This is a genomic window from Pseudomonas syringae pv. coryli str. NCPPB 4273, from assembly GCF_000972175.1.
Classification (GTDB): domain Bacteria; phylum Pseudomonadota; class Gammaproteobacteria; order Pseudomonadales; family Pseudomonadaceae; genus Aquipseudomonas; species Aquipseudomonas syringae.
Genome location: NZ_AWQP01000046.1, coordinates 16,174 through 33,971, shown reverse-complemented (window position 1 = coordinate 33,971; position 17,798 = coordinate 16,174). Strand labels below are relative to the sequence as shown.

Sequence of the window (17,798 nt, the reverse complement as noted above, 5' to 3'; positions counted from 1 at the left end):
TCAGCGCGCCGTGAAGATCAGGACAGCCCCGACCGGGACCGAGAGGCTCACTGCCGACAATCCTGCGGCATTGCGCAAGGCCTTGAAGTCCGGGGCCATATCGAAATCCTGGGCATGGATCACCAGCGGCTCGAGCGTCACGACCTGAAAGCGCCGCTCGTCGAGACGCGTCGCCAGCAGCTCGGCGTTATAGCTGTGGGTCTTGCCGCGCAGGCTGACGGTCAGCGGTAGACGCAGTTCCAGTTGCGCGCCGGGCGCGAGGTCGTTGATCGGGCGCATGTCGAGCTGCGCATTGATCTGAGCAGTCGGAAACTTGCGCACCTGAAACACCTGCTCTCGAAGGCGCTCGTCGCGCAGCGGAATGCCGGTGCTGACTGAATCGGTTTCGACTTCCACTTCAGCCAGCCCCTTGGCGTCGACTTTGCCGTGCAGCACGAGAAAGCGATGCACTTCGGCAATATCGGCATTTTTGGTCGAGGTGAACGAGAGTCGCGACGACTCGTTATCCAGATACCAGTTCGCATGGGCAGGTAACGCCACTGCGGCCAGCAGGACCAGCAGCAGGCGATTCATAGTGAGCATGCAGACTCCAGACGTACAATTGAGGGCCACCTTATCCGCCTGTCTGACCGCTGGCAAACGCCTGCGTTCGGCGGCCCCCCATCAAGCCCTCATGGCAGCAGGCGACAGCCCTGTCGCTCACCCTGCCAGGACGCGCTGCTGGTGCGTCCAAGGCCGCTGGCAATGACCCGTTTCTGACTGCTGTCGTCGACCAGGGTGCTGGGCAGATACTGCTTGATGTAGCCCTGGCAATACGCTTCGGAATTGTTCATGACGTACCTGCACGAGCAGTATTCCTTGGCGGTGTAGGCACTGATGATGGTCGGGAATGCCTGCAGGTTCACACGGTACTGCCAGGCGAGTACGGCAAGTGCGGCAACGATCAGCAACAGCAGGCTGCTGAAGGGACGACGCAGGATGAACAGTCGACGCGAGCTCATTGACCGCCCTCCTTGCCAAACGCGGCCTGTACGCGCTTGAGCATCTCATTGTGGTTGTAGGTACTGTCGCGGTCATCGGCATAGCGCACGATCACCAGCTTCTGATCGGGAATCACATACAGCGCCTGCCCCCAATGCCCCAACGCCGCGAAGGTGTCAGGGGCAGCGTCCGGCCATGGTCCTTTGCCGCCCTCGGCAGTACGGTTGAGCCACCATTGGCCTCCGGGCACTTCAACGCTGACATCCACGCCGGCACCGGCAAACGGCGTCAGCGCGAAGTCCATCCACTCCTTGTTGAGCAACTGCCGATCCTGCCATTGCCCGCCGCGCTGCATCAGCAGGCCGATGCGGGCCAGATCGCGGGCGGTCATGTAGGCATAGGAAGAGCCTACAAATGTACCCGCGCCATCGGTTTCCCAGACGGCACTGCGGATGCCGAGCGGGTCGAACAGCGCGGTCCATGGATAACCCGGATAGGCCTCATCGCCGACCATCTTTTTCAAGGCCGCCGCCAGGGCGGTGCTGTCGCCACTGGAATAAAGGTAAGTCTTGCCAGGGGGTTGGGCAGCGCGGTGATCGGCGGTGAAGCGCGCCATGTCGTCACGCCCACGAGTGTAGAGCATGGCGACCACCGAGGAGTTGAGCGGAGCGTATTCGTAGTCTTCCTGCCAATCCAGACCCGACGCCCAGTGCATCAGGTCTTTGATGGCGATCTCTGGGTGGGCCTTGAACGGCGTGTAGAACTTCGCTACCGGATCATTCAGTTGAAAGCGTCCTTCTGCAAACGCCACCCCCAGCACCGTCGCCATGATGCTTTTGCTGATCGACCAGGTCAGGTGCGGCGTTTGCGCGGAGGTCACACCGCCGTAGCGCTCGAAAACAACTTCGCCATCACGAATCACCAGCAGCGCATCGGTGCGTATGCCCTTGCGCGTGGCGTCGTCACGAGGCGGGAAGGCGTAAGCCTCAAGCTCTTCGATGGCCGCCGATCGCGGCACAGACTGAGAAGGCCATTGCTCTGTCGGCCATGTTTGAGCAACGACGCCCTGGGCACTGAAGCCCAGGATCAGAACCAGACACAGACGGACAAATCTACGCGGCATGACAGGGCCTCTACAGAATAGTCCGCATACCGTATCAGCGTTTCATGACAGTCAGCCATTACCTCGGGAGCAGACGCAGAGCGTCACGAACTGCAATTCCCACGCGGAGCATGGGAGCGATAGTGATCCTGCGTACGCCGCTCGTTCCTCACGCTACGTGGACTGCCCTCAAGACCGGACACAGGGGAAATGGCCCCAGCATCCCCCGTCACACAACCATCACCAAAGCTTCACAGGCATGACACGGCATCTCCCTAGCCTGCAAGTACGGCAAAGCGCCTGGACAAATCAGTCAACCAGCCCTTTCTGCATCTGCAAGGCTGGCTCATGGAGATTCGTATGACCCAGATCGCCCGCATTCGTGACAACACTTCTGAACGTCGTCTTCAGGCCGAGCGCCTGATTGGAGCGCGCGCCTTGCAGGAAGCACAGGCGTTGCGTTTCAGTGTGTTCAGCGAAGAGTTCAACGCCCGTCTCAACGGCGCTGAACAAGGCCTGGACATCGACGATTACGATGTTCACTGCTCGCACATCGGGGTACGCGACCTGAACACCGGGCGTCTGGTTGCCACGACCCGGCTGCTCGACCATCAGGCCGCCAACACGCTGGGGCGCTTCTACAGCGAAGAAGAGTTCAGCCTGCACGGGCTGGTCAATCTGCAAGGGCCGATCCTCGAACTGGGTCGCACCTGCGTCGACCCGGCCTATCGCAACGGCGGCACCATCGCGGTGTTGTGGAGCGAACTGGCCGAGGTGCTCAACGAAGGCGGCTACAGCTACCTGATGGGCTGCGCAAGCATCCCGATGCAGGACGGCGGTATTCAGGCCCATGCGATCATGCAACGCCTGCGCGAACGCTACCTGTGCAACGAGCACCTGCGCGCCGAGCCGAAGAATCCGCTGCCGACCCTCGACATCCCGAGCAATGTGATCTGCGAGATGCCACCGCTGCTCAAGGCCTACATGCGTCTGGGGGCCAAGATCTGCGGCGAGCCGTGCTGGGACGAAGACTTCCAGGTGGCCGACGTGTTCATCCTGCTCAAGCGCGACGACCTGTGCCCGCGCTACGCCCGCCACTTCAAGGCGGCCGTGTGATGAGCCGGTTGCGCGGCTATGCCCGCGTAGTCCGGGTGCTACTGGTCGTAGCGCTCGGATTGACGATTGCCAGCGCGTTCGCGGTCCTGGAACGCACCAGAATCGGAGGTTCGATGGAGCGCAGGCAGCGCTGGAGCCGCTGGTTCATGGCACGCCTGACCAACGCCCTGCCGTTTCGCGTCACCGTGACAGGTCAACTGCCAACCCAGCCCATGCTGTGGGTCAGCAACCATGTGTCATGGACCGACATCGCCCTGCTCGGCATGCTCGCGCCGCTGTCGTTTCTGTCGAAAGCCGAAGTGCGGACCTGGCCGGTAGCGGGCTGGCTGGCGCTGAAGGCCGGTACGCTGTTCATTCGTCGCGGATCGGGCGACAGCCGTCTGATCCAGAAGCAGATGTGCAACCACCTGCAACAAGGCAACGCACTACTGATCTTCCCCGAAGGCACCACCACGGACGGCAAAAGCCTGCGCACCTTTCACGGTCGCCTGCTGTCCAGCGCCATCGACGCTGGCGTGCCGATTCAGCCGGTGGCCATTGGTTACTCGCGTGACGGCAAACCGGACCCGATAGCCCCGTTCATTGGCGACGATGACTTGCTGTCGCATTTGCGCCGACTGTTCGCCAACGAGCAGAGCGACGTGCATATTCACCTGCTGACACCGATCCCGACCGCTGACCAGGAACGTGCCGCACTGGCCTTCAAGGCCCAGCAGGCCGTTCAGGTGGCGTTGTTTGGCGAGCCGCCGGCTCAGCCGAGCGACGTGGTTTCGCGTCCGGCCCGAGCGGCCTGAACGAAATCTTCGAGCAGCGGATAGAACTCGGCGAAATCCGCACTCAAGGGCTGGTACAGCGCCTGCAACTCCTGCATGCCGCCGGCCAGCCCTTCGGGTCGTGACAAGCGTCGGGATATCCCGCTCAACACCTGCTCCAGCACCCCGAAATCCCGATACGACCCCAGCCAGTCCTGCGCCGCCATGCGCGGTGCGATCAGCGCCAGCCGCTCGGGCAATTGCGGCTCGGCAGCCAGCGTGCCATAGACTTTGCGGGTGAATGCGTCCAACGGCAGGTCGGCATAACGATGCCAGTCGCGCGCCAGGCAATGATCGAAAAAGACATCGAGCATGATGCCCGCATAGCGCCGTCGCTGGAGCGGAAAGCGGGCAATGGAGGCCTTGATCAGCGGATGACTGTCAGTGAAGGCGTCGATGCTGCGGTGCAGACGAATCGCCGCCTCCAGTTCCGCAGGAAAACGTCCCGGCAGCGGACCTTTGACGAAATCGCCATACAGGCTGCCAAGCAATTGGGCGGGCCGGTGCCCACCAAGATGAAGATGTGCCAAGTAGTTCATGGCTGCAAGCCTAGGCCGCTTTCGGGCCCGCTGTCCATATATCGTTATAACCCGATATAGCGATTTGGCTGATCCTAAGCACATAATCATATTTGTATATCGCGAAATACAGATATAAGATTCGCTCTATCGCGATATAACGCTACACCGCCTGTGAGAACGACATGCCTATCGACCTCGACGACATAATAAAAGCCCTGGCCCACCCGGTCCGCCGAGAAATCCTGACCTGGCTGAAGAACCCCCGCGCAAGCTTTCCCGCCCAGGAATACTCGATCGAACACGGCGTGTGCGCCGGACAGATCGATCAGCGTGCGGGATTGTCACAATCCACTGTCTCGGCCCATCTGGCGACCTTGCAACGCGCTGGTCTGATCAGCAGCAAGAAGGTCGGCCAATGGCATTTCTTCAGACGCAACGAAGAAGTCATACAGGCATTCGTTCAGGCGCTGGTTGAAGAACTGAACAACCCGACCTGATTTTCCAACGTTTACCAGGAGCTGCCCCGTGCCTCTTTCGCTACTCATTCTGGCCCTGAGCGCCTTCGCCATCGGCACCACCGAATTCGTCATCATGGGCCTGCTGCCCGATGTGGCGGCCGACCTCGGCGTATCGATCCCCGGCGCAGGCTGGCTGGTGACCGGCTATGCGCTGGGTGTCGCCGTCGGTGCGCCGTTCATGGCCATGGCCACGGCAAAACTGCCGCGCAAGGCGGCGCTGGTCACGCTGATGGGGATTTTCATCATCGGCAACCTGCTCTGTGCGCTGGCCAGTGACTACAACGTCCTGATGGTCGCCCGCGTGGTGACTGCACTGTGTCACGGTGCGTTCTTCGGCATCGGTTCGGTGGTTGCCGCAGGTCTGGTGCCCGCCAACCGGCGTGCCTCAGCGGTGGCCTTGATGTTCACCGGCCTGACCCTGGCCAACGTACTGGGCGTGCCGCTGGGTACTGCGCTGGGTCAATACGCCGGCTGGCGCTCGACGTTCTGGGCCGTCACGGTCATCGGCGTGATTGCGCTGATCGGCCTGATCCGCTTCCTGCCGACCAACCGCAATGAAGAAAAGCTCGACATGCGCGCTGAACTGGGCGCCCTGCGAGGGGCCGGCATCTGGCTGTCGCTGACCATGACTGCGCTGTTCTCGGCGTCCATGTTCACCCTGTTCACTTACATTGCTCCGCTGCTCGGCGAAGTCACCGGTGTATCGCCCAACGGCGTGACCTGGACGCTGCTGCTGATCGGCCTGGGCCTGACCGCCGGCAACGTGATCGGCGGCAAGATGGCCGACCGCCGCCTGTCGTCCACGCTGATTGGCGTATTCGTCTCGATGGCGGTGATCTCCACCGTGCTCAGCTGGACCAGCACCGCGTTGATCCCGGCTGAAATCACCCTGTTCCTCTGGGCAGTCGCGGCCTTCGCTGCCGTCCCGGCCCTGCAGATCAACGTGGTGACGTTCGGCAAAGCCGCACCGAACCTGGTTTCAACCCTGAACATCGGCGCCTTCAACGTCGGCAACGCGCTGGGCGCCTGGGTCGGTGGCAGCGTCATCGCCCACGGTCTGGGGCTGACCAGCGTACCGCTGGCCGCCGCCATCCTGGCCGTGCTGGCGCTGCTGATTACCCTGATTACCTTTCGTCAGACCGGCAACCCCGATCTGGCCCCTGCTACGCATTGATCAATTACGAGGATTAGACACATGACGACTATCTTTGACCCGATCACCCTGGGCGATCTGCAACTGCCCAACCGCATCATCATGGCTCCACTGACGCGCTGCCGTGCCGACGAAGGCCGTGTACCAAACGCGATGATGGCCGAGTATTACGTGCAGCGCGCCTCGGCCGGCCTGATCCTGACCGAAGCCACCTCTGTCTCGCCTATGGGCGTGGGCTACCCCGACACCCCGGGCATCTGGTCCAACGACCAGGTACGTGGCTGGAGCAACATCACCAAGGCCGTGCACAACGCCGGTGGTCGTATCGCCCTGCAGTTGTGGCACGTGGGCCGTATTTCCCACCCGTCCTACCTGAACGGCGAAACCCCGGTCGCGCCGAGTGCCATCGCGGCCGAAGGCCATGTCAGCCTGATGCGCCCGATCACCCCATTGCCAACCCCGCGCGCGCTGGAACTGGCGGAAATCGGTGACATCGTCGAGGCCTATCGCGTCGGTGCGGAAAACGCCAAGGCTGCGGGCTTCGACGGCGTGGAAGTGCATGGCGCCAACGGTTATCTGCTTGAACAGTTCCTGCTGACCGGTAGCAACCAGCGCACTGACGAGTACGGCGGTTCGGTGGAAAATCGTGCGCGTCTGCTGCTGGAAGTGACCGACGCAGTCATCGATGTCTGGGGCGCTGGCCGAGTAGGTGTTCACCTCTCGCCTCGTTTCGACATGCACGACATGAGCGATGCAAACCGTGCTGAAACCTTCAGCTACGTGGCCAAAGAGCTCGGCAAGCGCGGTATCGCCTTCATCTGTGCCCGTGAGCATGATGCTGAAGACAGCCTCGGCCCACAGTTGAAGAAGGATTTCGGCGGCGTCTATATCGCCAATGAAAAATTCACCAAGGACACGGCCAACGCCTGGCTGGCAGAAGGCAAGGCAGACGCCATTGCCTTTGGCGTGCCGTACATCGCCAACCCGGACCTGCCTGAGCGTCTGGCCAGCGATGCGCCCCTGAATGAAGCCCATCCGGAGACGTTCTACGCCAAAGGACCAGTCGGCTATATCGACTACCCACGGATGTAACCAGACGCTGCAACAGCAAAAACCCTGACGCGCGAGCATCAGGGTTTTTTATTGACTGCAGCCATCAGCACTCCAGCATTGGCACTACGGCTTGGCGTCAGCCGCGGCCGTCCCCAGCAAGTTGCCTTGGGCGTCGGTGATACTGCCATCCGGATGCTTCCAGCGTCCGTCCGGGTAGTTGATCGAGCCATCCGCCAAAACCCAGGTTCCGTCCTTGTGCTGCACATCGCCATTTGCGTTCTCTAGCGAACCATCGGCATGCACCGTCGTGCCGTCGGCATGCTGCACGGCCCCGCTTGGATGGGTAAGGGTCTGACCATCCGCAGACTGAACTTTGCCGTCCGGATAGGTGATCGTGCCGTTGGGATTTACCATGTGGTGGAACGCCGGGATCAGTTGCAGCACGCCCGTTACGGTATTGACGGTCGTCAGCACCTTTTCCAGACGCGAAGGTGGCGCAGGGGTCGCGGGAACCGTTTGCGGAGCCAGCGGAACGCTGGCAGGCCGGACGATCGGTTTGTCAGGCGGCGATACCTTTGCAACAGGCGGCCTGACAGGCGCTCCCCCTCCTGTCACTTTCCCGCCAGCCTGCCCAACCTTGACCGGTGGCCTGATAGGCGCGCCACTATTTGCCCCGGACCCGCCGGTTTGCCCAACCTTGACCGGTGGCCTGGTAGGCGCGCCACTATTTGCCCCGGCCCCGCCAGCCTGCCCGACCTTGGCCGGTGGCCCACCGGCCTGCCCAACCTTCACAGGTGGCGCCTTCCTTACCGGTGGACCGTCCGGGCTCGCTGCCCTCTTCGGACGCGCGGACCCATAGTCTCCAGCGGGCGCTTGCGTTTCAGAGAGTTCTTCCACATCCGGTTCTGCTCGTTCGGCAGAGGCATCCATTGGCTGGCGATCTTCACCAGCGACGCGGGCTTGTTCTTCAGGCGTATCAGCGTTCATACCATTGATTCCATTCATTATTGAAGCTCCATTTATTTAACAGCAACGCAACTTTAAGCCGCCCCTCACCTGGCAAGCACATATTTATTTGTGGGGTGCAAAAAAGACCGGAGCATCTGCCTGCCGCCATGGATAGCGGCAGGCAGACTCGGGGGTCAACGACGAGCGTTGAGCTGTTGCGACAGGTTCTGGATCTGGCTGGTCAGGGTATTGATGTTACGAGTCACCTGAGCACGAAAGGCATCGAACTCGGCCGTATTGGCTTGCGCTGCAGGAGCCGGGCGGTTTTCCTGTTCGCTTTTCAGCACCATCAGGTCCTGTTCCAGGCGTTCGACAGCGGCAGACGGGTTGCCCTGCTTTTTCAACGTGGCGACATCGGCTGCCACGCTTTTGATCTGCGCATCCAGCTTGCCCTGATCCGCCTGAGCGGTCTTCAGGTCAGGCAACGCCGCCTTCAGGGTGGTCAGTTCAGCGACGACGCTTTTGAGCTGCTCCTGCAACTGCGCGTTTTCACTCTGCTGCTGGGCGGTTTGCGCGGCCATCTGCTCCAGACGCTTGTCGAGACTGCCCTGCTGGCCTTCGACCCCTTCGCGCTGTTTGTCCTGATCTTCCAGTTGCGCTTCGAGCAACTTGATACGCTGCTTGAGCGCCTCGCCATCACTGGAAAGCGCTTCGGTCGCGACCACCTTGCCGGAAATATCCTGCAAGCGCCCCGCTGCTTCTTCGCTGATGCGCGCGAAGCTTTCCTGAGTCGCCACCAACTGCTGTTCCATCAGGGAAACCTGCTGAAAGCTCCACCAGCCCAGACCGCAGAAGGCGATGAACAGCGCACCGACCAACGCCCACAAAGGCCCGGTGCTCGGCGCCTTGACCTTGACTACAGGCGTGGTGCGCGAATAGACGGTGGTGCGCTCGCGTGCGCCATTGCTCGGCGCGAAGTCGTCGTCATCGTCCTTGGCGCTCAGGCTGGGAACGTCATCGACGTCGTCGTAGGGATCGTTGCGCATGAATAACCCTTCAGGAAGCTGTTAAATCAAAGTTGAGCAGTATAACAACAGCGCCTGATCAATCTCACTGTGCTACTGCCGCATTCAGATCGCGTGCTGTGCCTGCCACCAGCCACAGAATTCATCCAGCGCCGCCCACAGGCTGACCTGGGGCTGATAATCCAGATAATGCCTGGCGCGGCTGATATCAAGCGTAAAATCCGTGTTCATGACCTGCATGCCCACTCTCGACAGGGTAGGTTCAGGTCTGCCCGGCCACAGCATACAGGCAGCCTCATTGATCGCTGCGGCGCTGTAGGCGAGCCCGTACGAACGATAACGGGTGGCCTGCGGCAAGTGCATCTGGCGCATCACGTAATTGATCGCGTCCCACAGCGGGACCGGCGTGCCATTGCTGATGTTGTAGGCCTTGCCCAGTGCCGAACCCGTTGCCAGCAAACTGCTCAGCAAGGCTTCGTTGAGGTTTTGCATGCTGGTGAAATCCACCACATTCAAGCCATTGCCGACGATCGACAGGCGCCTCTTGCGCTGCATGTGCAGCAAACGCGGGAAAATGCTGTTATCGCCCGCACCGGTGACAAAGCGTGGCCGCAGGGCGATGACTTCCAGCCCGAACTCTTCGGCACCGAAGACCTTTTGCTCGGCCAGGTATTTGGTGGCCGCGTAGTGATTGTGAAAGCGCTTGGGCACCTGCTCTTCCTTGATGCCACGGTGCGAGTGGCCATCAAAGTAGATCGACGGCGAGGAAAGGTGAACCAGCCTTCGCACCCTTTGTTTCAGGCAGCCCTCGACGATGTTTTCCGTAAGCTGCACGTTGCCCTGCATGAAATCCTGGCGACGTCCCCACGTACCGACCGAGCCCGCGCAATGCACGACCGCTTCCACGTCATCGCACAGTGCGCGCACCAGATAAGGATCGGCGAGGTCGCCCTGGATAAACTCGGCACCGCGCCTGACCAGGTGCTCGACACCTTCGGCACGACGGCCATTGATCCGCACGCTCATGCCCTGCTCAAGGGCAAAACGCGCAAAGCGTCCGCCGATGAAGCCGCTCGCGCCGGTGACCAGAATCTTCATTTACCGCTCCATTAACGCGTCTGCAGGAAAGGAAAACCCTGCCTGCATGGATTACACATGATCCTGTTGACGATCAGTCTTCGCTCAGCGGCACCAGCCAGTGAGCCGAATGTTGCGCAAGATGTTCGGTGAGGCGCGTCAGAAGCTGCCCACCATTGCGCCAATGATGCCAGTAGAGCGGCACATCGATGCAACGGTCCGGCAGCAATTCGAGCAGCGTGCCGTTGCGCAACTGGTCGCGCACCTGCAACTCGGGCGCCAGCCCCCAGCCCATCCCCGCCTCGATCATACGGATGAAACCTTCGGAAGAAGGACACAAATGATGCTCGAAGCCGTCCTGAACACCCAACAGAGCCAGATAACGATGCTGCAGAAGATCGTCCGGCCCGTATACCAGTGCCGCTGCTCTGGCGAGCGTTTCCGGGCTGACACCGTACGGAAAATGGCGGGCGATGAACGCCGGACTGGCCAGCGCCCGGTAGCGCATCGCCCCCAGCAACTGGCTGCGGGCCCCGGCCACCGGACGCTCGCTGCCACACAGGCAGGCCGCCACCTCACCGGCGCGCATGCGCTTGAGGCCTACGTCCTGATCTTCGACAACCAGATCCAGCAGCAAGCGGTGTTGCGTACAAAACGCGCCAATGGCCGGCGCCCACCAGGTTGCCAGACTGTCGGCATTCAGGGCGATGCGCAAACGCTCGGGCATGCCCTCCTCGTCCAGTGCAGGCACCTGGCTTTGCAGGTCGCGCTCCAGCAAACGAACCTGCTGCACGTGATTGAGCAGGCGCCGGCCGATGTCGGTCGGGCTCGGCGGCGTGGCGCGCACCAGCACCGGCAGGCCAATGCGTGCCTCCAGCAATTTGATGCGTTGCGAGACCGCTGACTGAGAAAGCCCCAGCACCTGAGCAGCGCGCTCGAACCCGGCTTGCTCGATCACCGCCGCCAGCGCTGACAGCAGTTTATAGTCGAACATCAGTTTTCCTAATGGGCGATGAAGATTATTGGTTTTCCTTATAACCCCCGAGCCCTAAGAATGGCTACCTGAATCTGCTCAATGGAACATCCTTATGTGGCAAAGCTACCTCAACGGGCTGCTGATCGCGGCAGGCCTGATCATGGCTATCGGAACTCAAAATGCTTTTGTGCTGGCTCAGGGCCTGCGTCGTGAACATCACGTGGCCGTGGCGATGCTGTGCATTGTCTGCGACGCCCTGCTGGTAGCGGCAGGTGTGTTCGGTCTGGCCAATGTGCTGGCGCAGAATCCGACCCTGCTGGCGGTGGCGCGCTGGGGCGGCGTGATATTCCTCAGCTGGTACGGCCTGCAGGCATTACGCCGCGCCTGCTCGCGGCAAAGCCTGGAGCACAGCGCAGCGGTTGGCAGAAAATCACTGCGCACCGTGTTGCTCAGCGCATTGGCCGTCACCTTGCTGAACCCGCACGTCTATCTGGACACCGTGTTGCTGATTGGCTCGCTGGGCGCACAACAAGGCGTACCTGGCGCGTATGTCGCCGGCGCAGCCAGCGCTTCGCTGCTGTGGTTCTCGAGCCTGGCCCTGGGCGCGGCATGGCTGGCTCCCTGGCTGGCGCGCCCTGCCACCTGGCGCATGCTGGACCTGATGATCGCGGTGATGATGTTCAGCGTGGCCTTCCAGTTGATCCGCTCAGCCTGACGGATTTCATGACCGCAGAGTCAAACCCGTGGGAACCTCTATCCCACACAGTTGTTGCGTGGTTAAGGCGCAGACCCGGTGCTATGATCCGGGGTCTGCACCGCAAAAGAGTAAAACTCCCGGTGCATGCTGTATCTGGCCGCCCGTGATCGGCCGTGCGACTACCGCAATTGACCTGAAAGGAGATAAACCATGGCTTTTGAATTGCCGCCACTGCCCTACGCCAAAGACGCTCTGGTGCCGCACATTTCTGCGGAGACTCTGGAATATCACCACGACAAGCACCACAACACCTACGTCGTGAACCTGAACAACCTGGTGCCTGGCACCGAGTTCGAAGGCAAGACCCTGGAAGAGATCATCAAGACCTCCTCGGGCGGTATCTTCAACAACGCCGCTCAGGTCTGGAACCACACGTTCTACTGGAACTGCCTGGCCCCTAACGCTGGCGGCGAGCCTACCGGCGCTCTGGCCGATGCGATCACCGCTGCTTTCGGTTCCTTCGACAAGTTCAAGGAAGAGTTCAGCAAGACTTCCATCGGCACTTTCGGCTCCGGCTGGGGCTGGCTGGTGAAGAAGGCTGACGGCTCCCTGGCACTGGCCAGCACCATCGGTGCCGGCAACCCGCTGACCAGCGGCGACACCCCGCTGCTGACCTGCGATGTGTGGGAACACGCCTACTACATCGACTACCGCAATCTGCGTCCGAAGTACGTAGAAGCGTTCTGGAACCTGGTGAACTGGGACTTCGTGGCCAAGCAATTCGCAGCCTGAGTCCAGCGTCATCGAAAAAACCCGGCCTCGCGTCGGGTTTTTTATGTTCTCCGGCCTGTAAAGGTTGCTCACCAGACGCTTGTTTCACAGACGGCGTAGAACACCAGCCTGCCCGTCAGGCGAATCGCAAATCTTTTTTCGCCTGCCGCTCGTACTTTGTGTATTGTCAGAAAACGCTAGCTGACTCGTAATACAACTTAATTCTCTATGACGTAATTCTTTACAGTGTTCTGCTCTAGGCTCTGTACGAAAAGTCGGCGAGCGAAGGTCAGGCGAGGCAAAAACAGGCGAGGAAGCGGAGTCTACGTGTTGTAAATGAGCATTCCGAGCCTGTTTTTAACGAAGCATCACCGAGCGCAGCCACTTTTCGTACAGAGCCTAATTACCTACCTGGCCACCCGACACATGAGGTGGCTTTGGCCAGCAGGTGCAAGGAACGCGAAGATCAGCCAGGCGCACCGGTTGTGACAAGGTCATGGCGTGCGGGTCTGGTTTTTCGAGGGTCATGAGGCGATATGCCCTCCGACACGAACTAAGGAACGGCCATTGAAGCTGGAACTCAAGAACAGCCTGTCGGTAAAGTTGCTGCGCGTTGTGCTGCTTTCGGCGCTTCTGGTAGGCGTCCTGCTCAGCTGTGCGCAAATCGTCTTCGACGCCTACAAGACACGTCAGACCGTGGCGAACGATGCCGAGCGAATTCTCGGCATGTTTCGCGATCCTTCGACGCAGGCCGTCTACAGCCTGGACCGCGAGATGGGCATGCAGGTCATCGAAGGCCTGTTCCAGGATGACTCGGTACGCATGGCGTCCATAGGGCACCCCAACGAAAGCCTGCTCGCCGAGAAAAACCGGCCGCTGAAAACCTCCTCTACCCGGTGGCTGACAGACCTCATCCTCGGTCAGGAGCGCAGCTTCACCACTCAACTGGTAGGCCGCAGCCCTTACAGCGAGTATTACGGCGACCTGCGCATCACGCTGGACACCGCCAATTACGGCGAAAGCTTTCTGGTCAATGCCGGAATCATCTTCATCGCGGGCGTGCTGCGTGCGCTGGCAATGGGGCTGGTGCTGTATCTGGTCTATCACTGGCTGCTGACCAAGCCGCTGTCGAAGATCATCGAGCACCTGATCGCGATCAACCCCGACCGCCCCAGCGAACACCAACTGCCGCTGCTCAAAGGCCACGAGAAAAACGAACTGGGGATCTGGGTCAACACCGCCAACCAGTTGCTCGCATCCATCGAGCGCCACACTTACCTGCGCCATGAGGCCGAGAACAATCTGCAGCGCATGGCGCAGTACGATTTCCTCACCGGCCTGCCCAATCGACTGCAGTTGCAGACACGGCTGGACAGGATTCTGGAAGACGCGGGACGCCAGCAACACAGAGTGGCGGTTCTTTGCGTGGGACTGGATGACTTCAAGGGCATCAACGAACAGTTCAGCTACCAGTCCGGCGACCAATTGCTGCTCGCACTCGCGGATCGCCTGCGCGCGCACAGCGTAAGGCTCGGCGCACTGGCACGCCTGGGTGGCGACCAGTTCGCGCTGGTCCAGTCCAACATCGAACAGCCCTACGAGGCGGCTGAACTGGCGCAAAATATTCTGGATGAGCTGGAAGCGCCGTTCATCGTCGGCGATCAGCAGATTCGACTGCGGGCAACCATCGGCATCACGCTGTTTCCCGAAGACGGCGACAGCACCGAGAAACTGCTGCAAAAAGCCGAACAGACCATGACACTGGCCAAAGCCCGCTCGCGTAACCGGTATCAGTTCTACATCGCCAGCGTGGACAGCGAAATGCGCCGCCGCCGCGAACTCGAAAAAGACCTGCGCGAAGCCCTGCCACGCAATCAGTTGTACCTGGTCTATCAACCGCAGATCAGCTATCGCGATCACCGTATCGTCGGTGTGGAAGCGCTGATCCGCTGGCAGCATCCGGAGCATGGCCTGGTGCCGCCGGACGTATTCATACCGTTGGCCGAGCAGAACGGTAGCATCATCGCCATCGGGGAATGGGTGCTGGATCAGGCCTGCCGCCAACTGCGCGAATGGCTCGATCAGGGCTTCACGGATTTGCGCATGGCAGTCAACCTGTCGACCGTGCAGCTGCATCACGCCGAACTGCCGCGCGTGGTCAACAACCTGCTGCAGATCTATCGCTTGCCACCGCGCAGCCTGGAACTGGAAGTGACCGAAACCGGGCTGATGGAAGATATCAACACTGCCGCCCAGCACTTGCTGAGCTTGCGACGTTCCGGCGCCTTGATTGCCATCGATGACTTCGGCACCGGCTATTCATCGCTGAGCTACCTGAAAAGCCTGCCGCTGGACAAGATCAAGATTGACCGCAGCTTCGTGCAGGACCTGATCGATGACGACGATGACGCCACCATCGTGCGAGCCATTATTCAGTTGGGCAAAAGCCTGGGCATGCAAGTCATTGCCGAAGGCGTGGAGACCGTCGAGCAGGAGGCCTATGTAGTGACCGAGGGCTGCCACGAAGGCCAGGGCTATCTGTACAGCAAGCCGCTGCCGGGTCGGGAGTTGCTGGCTTACCTCAAGCAGTCGCGTCAGGACCACACCGCCAGCCTGTGAACCGGTTTGCACGCGCCCGGCCATTCAAGCCATCTTGAAACCGACTGTTACAACCTGCCGAATGCCTGAACACGCCCACACAGGCGTTTTGCCTTTACATCGAATGCAAATCTTTCGCATTATGTCGCAGATTTTATGGGCGCCCGCCCGCCATCACCTTTATCGACGCAGGATTCAGTCATGATTCGTATGCCTCTGGCAACCGCTAGTCTGTTGGCCATCGCTATCTCTCTCGCCGGTTGTGGCGAAGGCAAGGACAAGGCTGCCGCCCCGGCACCCGCGCCAGCCGCTGCTCCGGCGACGCCGGCTGTGACGCCTGCAGCTCCTGCTCCGGCAGCCGCTGCCCAGACTGACGACGCGGCGGCCAAGGCTGTGGTCGCGAACTACGCCAACATGGTGTCCGCCGTATTCGACGATGCCGAGGCCGGCGCGAAAAAACTCAGCACTGCCGTCGACGCATTTCTGGCCAAGCCCAATGATGAAACCCTGAAAGCCGCCCGTGAGGCGTGGATTGCTGCGCGTGTGCCTTACATGCAGAGCGAAGTCTTCCGCTTCGGCAACACCATCATCGACGACTGGGAAGGACAGGTTAACGCCTGGCCCCTGGACGAAGGCCTGATCGACTATGTGGCCAAGGATTACCAGCACGCGCTGGGCAACCCGGGCGCCACTGCCAACATCATCGCCAACACCGAAATTCAGGTCGGCGAAGACAAGGTCGACGTGAAGGAAATCACCTCCGAAAAACTCGCCAGCCTGAACGAGCTGGGCGGTTCCGAGGCTAACGTCGCCACCGGCTACCACGCCATCGAATTCCTGCTCTGGGGCCAGGACCTGAACGGTACCGGCCCTGGCGCCGGCGCACGTCCGGCCAGCGATTACCTGCAAGGGGCTGGCGCAACCGGCGGCCACAACGACCGTCGCCGCGCCTACCTCAAGGCCGTCACCGACCTGCTGGTCAGCGACCTTGAAGAAATGTCCGGTAACTGGAAGGCCGGCGTGCCCGACAACTACCGCGCCACGCTGGAAGCCGAATCCGGCGAAAGCGGTCTGCGCAAAATGCTTTTCGGCATGGGCAGCCTGTCGCTGGGTGAACTGGCGGGCGAGCGTATGAAAGTCGCACTGGAAGCCAACTCCAGCGAAGACGAACACGACTGCTTCAGCGACAACACGCACAACTCGCACTTCTACAACGGCAAGGGCATTCGCAATGTCTACCTGGGCGAGTACACCCGCACTGACGGCAGCAAAGTCAGCGGGCCGAGCCTATCGTCTCTGGTCGCCAAGGCAGACCCGGCCACCGACGCCACCTTGCGCGCCGACCTGGACGACACTCAGGCCAAGTTGCAGGTCATCGTCGATCACGCGAACAAGGGCGAGCATTTCGACCAGTTGATCGCTGCCGGCAACACGGCTGGCAATCAGGTGGTGCGTGACGCCATCGCCGCGCTGGTCAAACAGACAGGCGCTATCGAGCAGGCGGCTGGCAAGCTGGGCATCACCGATCTGAACCCGGACAACGCCGATCACGAGTTCTGATCAACCGCGTTTGTAGCGGTAATAATCAATGCCGGTCAGTTCGCTGACCGGCATTTTTTGTGTCTGATTGACAGGCATCGTTTGCAACTGCCGTGCGCGTTGACCTACGACATGGGGGGGACTCCCAGGCATCAGTACAACGTATCGGCAATACGCCCCGGCAACGCCTTGTCATAGGCTTCACCGTCGATCTGCTCAGCCGAAACCGCTTTGAGGATCTGCCCGGCAGTGGGTAGCGCACTGCGTTCGATGTGCTTCGCCGGGTCCCACAAACCGGACCGGATGGTCGCCCTGCTGCACTGGAAATACACGCTGGTCACTGAAATACGCAGGACAGACCTGGGCAACTGGCCCTTTACTGCGAAACGCGACAGCAACTCGGGCTCAACCGATATCTGTGCGGTTCCGTTGACGCGCAGGGTTTCACCCACGCCGGGTATGAGGAACAGCAGCGCGACGCGCGGATCGTTGACGATGTTGCGCAGCGTATCAATGCGGTTGTTGCCGCGTCGGTCCGGCAGGTAAAGCGTCTTGCTGTCCTCGATATGCACCAGGCCCGCCTGATCTCCACGTGGAGAAGCATCGAGCCCGTCAGGGCCGGCAGAGGCAAGCACGGCGAACGGTGCCTGCTCGATGAAAGGCCGGTAGACCTCGTGAATGTGGTCAACTTCCTTGATGAGCGAAGGAGGTGCAATCGGACCATAGATCGCTTCCAGTGCCTGGATGGTGGTCACGAACGCGCTGTTGTCCGGGTTATTCATTGGATAATCTCTGCTGGCCGTTGGTGTATGAATGCTGCCAGCATCATGTGACTGATCGTGTGAAGCAGCCTGCGCAGCATAGGCAAAAACATCAGGACCCGACCAGCCTCAAAGATTCGTAACATCACA

18 protein-coding genes are annotated in these 17,798 nt (G+C 60.7%); 9 read left to right on the top strand and 9 right to left on the bottom strand.

Going from position 1 to position 17,798, the window contains the following annotated elements; all coding sequences use genetic code 11:
- The 3 genes from P406_RS18630 to P406_RS18620 all read right to left on the bottom strand — a co-directional run bounded on the left by P406_RS18630 (position 1) and on the right by P406_RS18620 (position 2,104).
- A complete protein-coding gene (locus tag P406_RS18630) occupies positions 1-582 on the bottom strand; it encodes a YceI family protein (RefSeq protein WP_004416281.1) in 582 nt (193 codons plus the stop codon).
- 89 nt (positions 583-671) lie between these two features.
- Entirely contained in the window at positions 672-1,001 is a 330-nt protein-coding gene (locus P406_RS18625; protein ID WP_046236976.1) for a hypothetical protein, read from the bottom strand.
- Positions 998-2,104: a serine hydrolase domain-containing protein gene (locus tag P406_RS18620; protein ID WP_046236975.1), complete on the bottom strand. Its 1,107-nt coding sequence runs from the start codon at positions 2,102-2,104 to the stop codon at positions 998-1,000. The genes P406_RS18625 and P406_RS18620 overlap by 4 nt, the downstream gene beginning before the upstream one ends.
- 339 nt (positions 2,105-2,443) lie before the next feature.
- Here P406_RS18620 and olsB point away from each other — a divergent pair, with 339 nt between their 5' ends.
- Both olsB and P406_RS18610 read left to right on the top strand, forming a co-directional pair.
- A complete protein-coding gene (olsB, locus tag P406_RS18615; protein WP_003405915.1) occupies positions 2,444-3,199 on the top strand; it encodes an L-ornithine N(alpha)-acyltransferase in 756 nt (251 codons plus the stop codon).
- Positions 3,199-3,993, top strand: a complete 795-nt coding sequence (locus tag P406_RS18610) for a lysophospholipid acyltransferase family protein (RefSeq protein WP_046236974.1) — start codon at positions 3,199-3,201, stop codon at positions 3,991-3,993. Before olsB ends, P406_RS18610 begins: the two co-directional genes overlap by 1 nt.
- Here the strand turns inward: P406_RS18610 and P406_RS18605 are convergent.
- Positions 3,951-4,550 (bottom strand): acyl carrier protein phosphodiesterase, encoded by a 600-nt coding sequence (locus P406_RS18605; RefSeq protein WP_032703173.1) that lies wholly within the window; start codon positions 4,548-4,550, stop codon positions 3,951-3,953. The two genes, P406_RS18610 and P406_RS18605, sit on opposite strands and share 43 nt — an antisense overlap.
- A gap of 164 nt (positions 4,551-4,714) precedes the next feature.
- Between P406_RS18605 and P406_RS18600 the strand changes: the two genes are divergently transcribed.
- The 3 genes from P406_RS18600 to P406_RS18590 are packed head-to-tail and all read left to right on the top strand — an operon-like array spanning position 4,715 to position 7,295.
- Positions 4,715-5,029, top strand: coding sequence for an ArsR/SmtB family transcription factor (locus P406_RS18600; protein WP_003313487.1), 315 nt, complete (start codon positions 4,715-4,717; stop codon positions 5,027-5,029).
- A 28-nt stretch (positions 5,030-5,057) separates the two neighbouring features.
- Positions 5,058-6,224, top strand: a complete 1,167-nt coding sequence (locus tag P406_RS18595) for an MFS transporter (RefSeq protein ID WP_046236973.1) — start codon at positions 5,058-5,060, stop codon at positions 6,222-6,224.
- Positions 6,225-6,245: 21 nt separating this feature from the next.
- Positions 6,246-7,295: an alkene reductase gene (locus P406_RS18590; RefSeq protein ID WP_046236972.1), complete on the top strand. Its 1,050-nt coding sequence runs from the start codon at positions 6,246-6,248 to the stop codon at positions 7,293-7,295.
- 84 nt (positions 7,296-7,379) lie between these two features.
- Here P406_RS18590 and P406_RS28080 read toward each other — a convergent pair whose 3' ends face one another.
- The 4 genes from P406_RS28080 to P406_RS18570 all read right to left on the bottom strand — a co-directional run bounded on the left by P406_RS28080 (position 7,380) and on the right by P406_RS18570 (position 11,300).
- Entirely contained in the window at positions 7,380-8,261 is an 882-nt protein-coding gene (locus P406_RS28080) for a hypothetical protein (RefSeq protein ID WP_244467800.1), read from the bottom strand.
- Positions 8,262-8,398: 137 nt separating this feature from the next.
- Entirely contained in the window at positions 8,399-9,250 is an 852-nt protein-coding gene (locus P406_RS18580; RefSeq protein WP_003413292.1) for a hypothetical protein, read from the bottom strand.
- 84 nt (positions 9,251-9,334) lie between these two features.
- Positions 9,335-10,327 carry an NAD-dependent epimerase/dehydratase family protein gene (locus P406_RS18575; RefSeq protein ID WP_003313494.1) on the bottom strand — a complete coding sequence of 331 codons (993 nt, stop codon included), beginning with the start codon at positions 10,325-10,327 and terminating at the stop codon, positions 9,335-9,337.
- A 73-nt stretch (positions 10,328-10,400) separates the two neighbouring features.
- The gene (locus P406_RS18570) at positions 10,401-11,300 is read right to left on the bottom strand and encodes a LysR family transcriptional regulator ArgP (RefSeq protein WP_046236971.1); all 900 of its coding nucleotides are present in this window, start codon (positions 11,298-11,300) and stop codon (positions 10,401-10,403) included.
- Between the two features lie 94 nt (positions 11,301-11,394).
- Here P406_RS18570 and P406_RS18565 point away from each other — a divergent pair, with 94 nt between their 5' ends.
- From P406_RS18565 to P406_RS18550, 4 genes are all read left to right on the top strand, one after another.
- The gene (locus tag P406_RS18565) at positions 11,395-11,997 is read left to right on the top strand and encodes a LysE/ArgO family amino acid transporter (protein ID WP_003413296.1); all 603 of its coding nucleotides are present in this window, start codon (positions 11,395-11,397) and stop codon (positions 11,995-11,997) included.
- A gap of 192 nt (positions 11,998-12,189) precedes the next feature.
- Positions 12,190-12,771 (top strand): superoxide dismutase [Fe], encoded by a 582-nt coding sequence (gene sodB, locus P406_RS18560; protein WP_003413298.1) that lies wholly within the window; start codon positions 12,190-12,192, stop codon positions 12,769-12,771.
- A 546-nt stretch (positions 12,772-13,317) separates the two neighbouring features.
- Entirely contained in the window at positions 13,318-15,369 is a 2,052-nt protein-coding gene (locus tag P406_RS18555) for a putative bifunctional diguanylate cyclase/phosphodiesterase (protein WP_003413299.1), read from the top strand.
- A gap of 180 nt (positions 15,370-15,549) precedes the next feature.
- Complete coding sequence (locus P406_RS18550; protein ID WP_003348183.1) at positions 15,550-16,908, top strand: imelysin family protein; 1,359 nt, start codon at positions 15,550-15,552, stop codon at positions 16,906-16,908.
- Between the two features lie 131 nt (positions 16,909-17,039).
- Here the strand turns inward: P406_RS18550 and P406_RS18545 are convergent, their stop codons facing one another.
- A complete protein-coding gene (locus P406_RS18545) occupies positions 17,040-17,669 on the bottom strand; it encodes a pyridoxamine 5'-phosphate oxidase family protein (protein WP_046236970.1) in 630 nt (209 codons plus the stop codon).
- Positions 17,670-17,798: the final 129 nt, after the last annotated feature.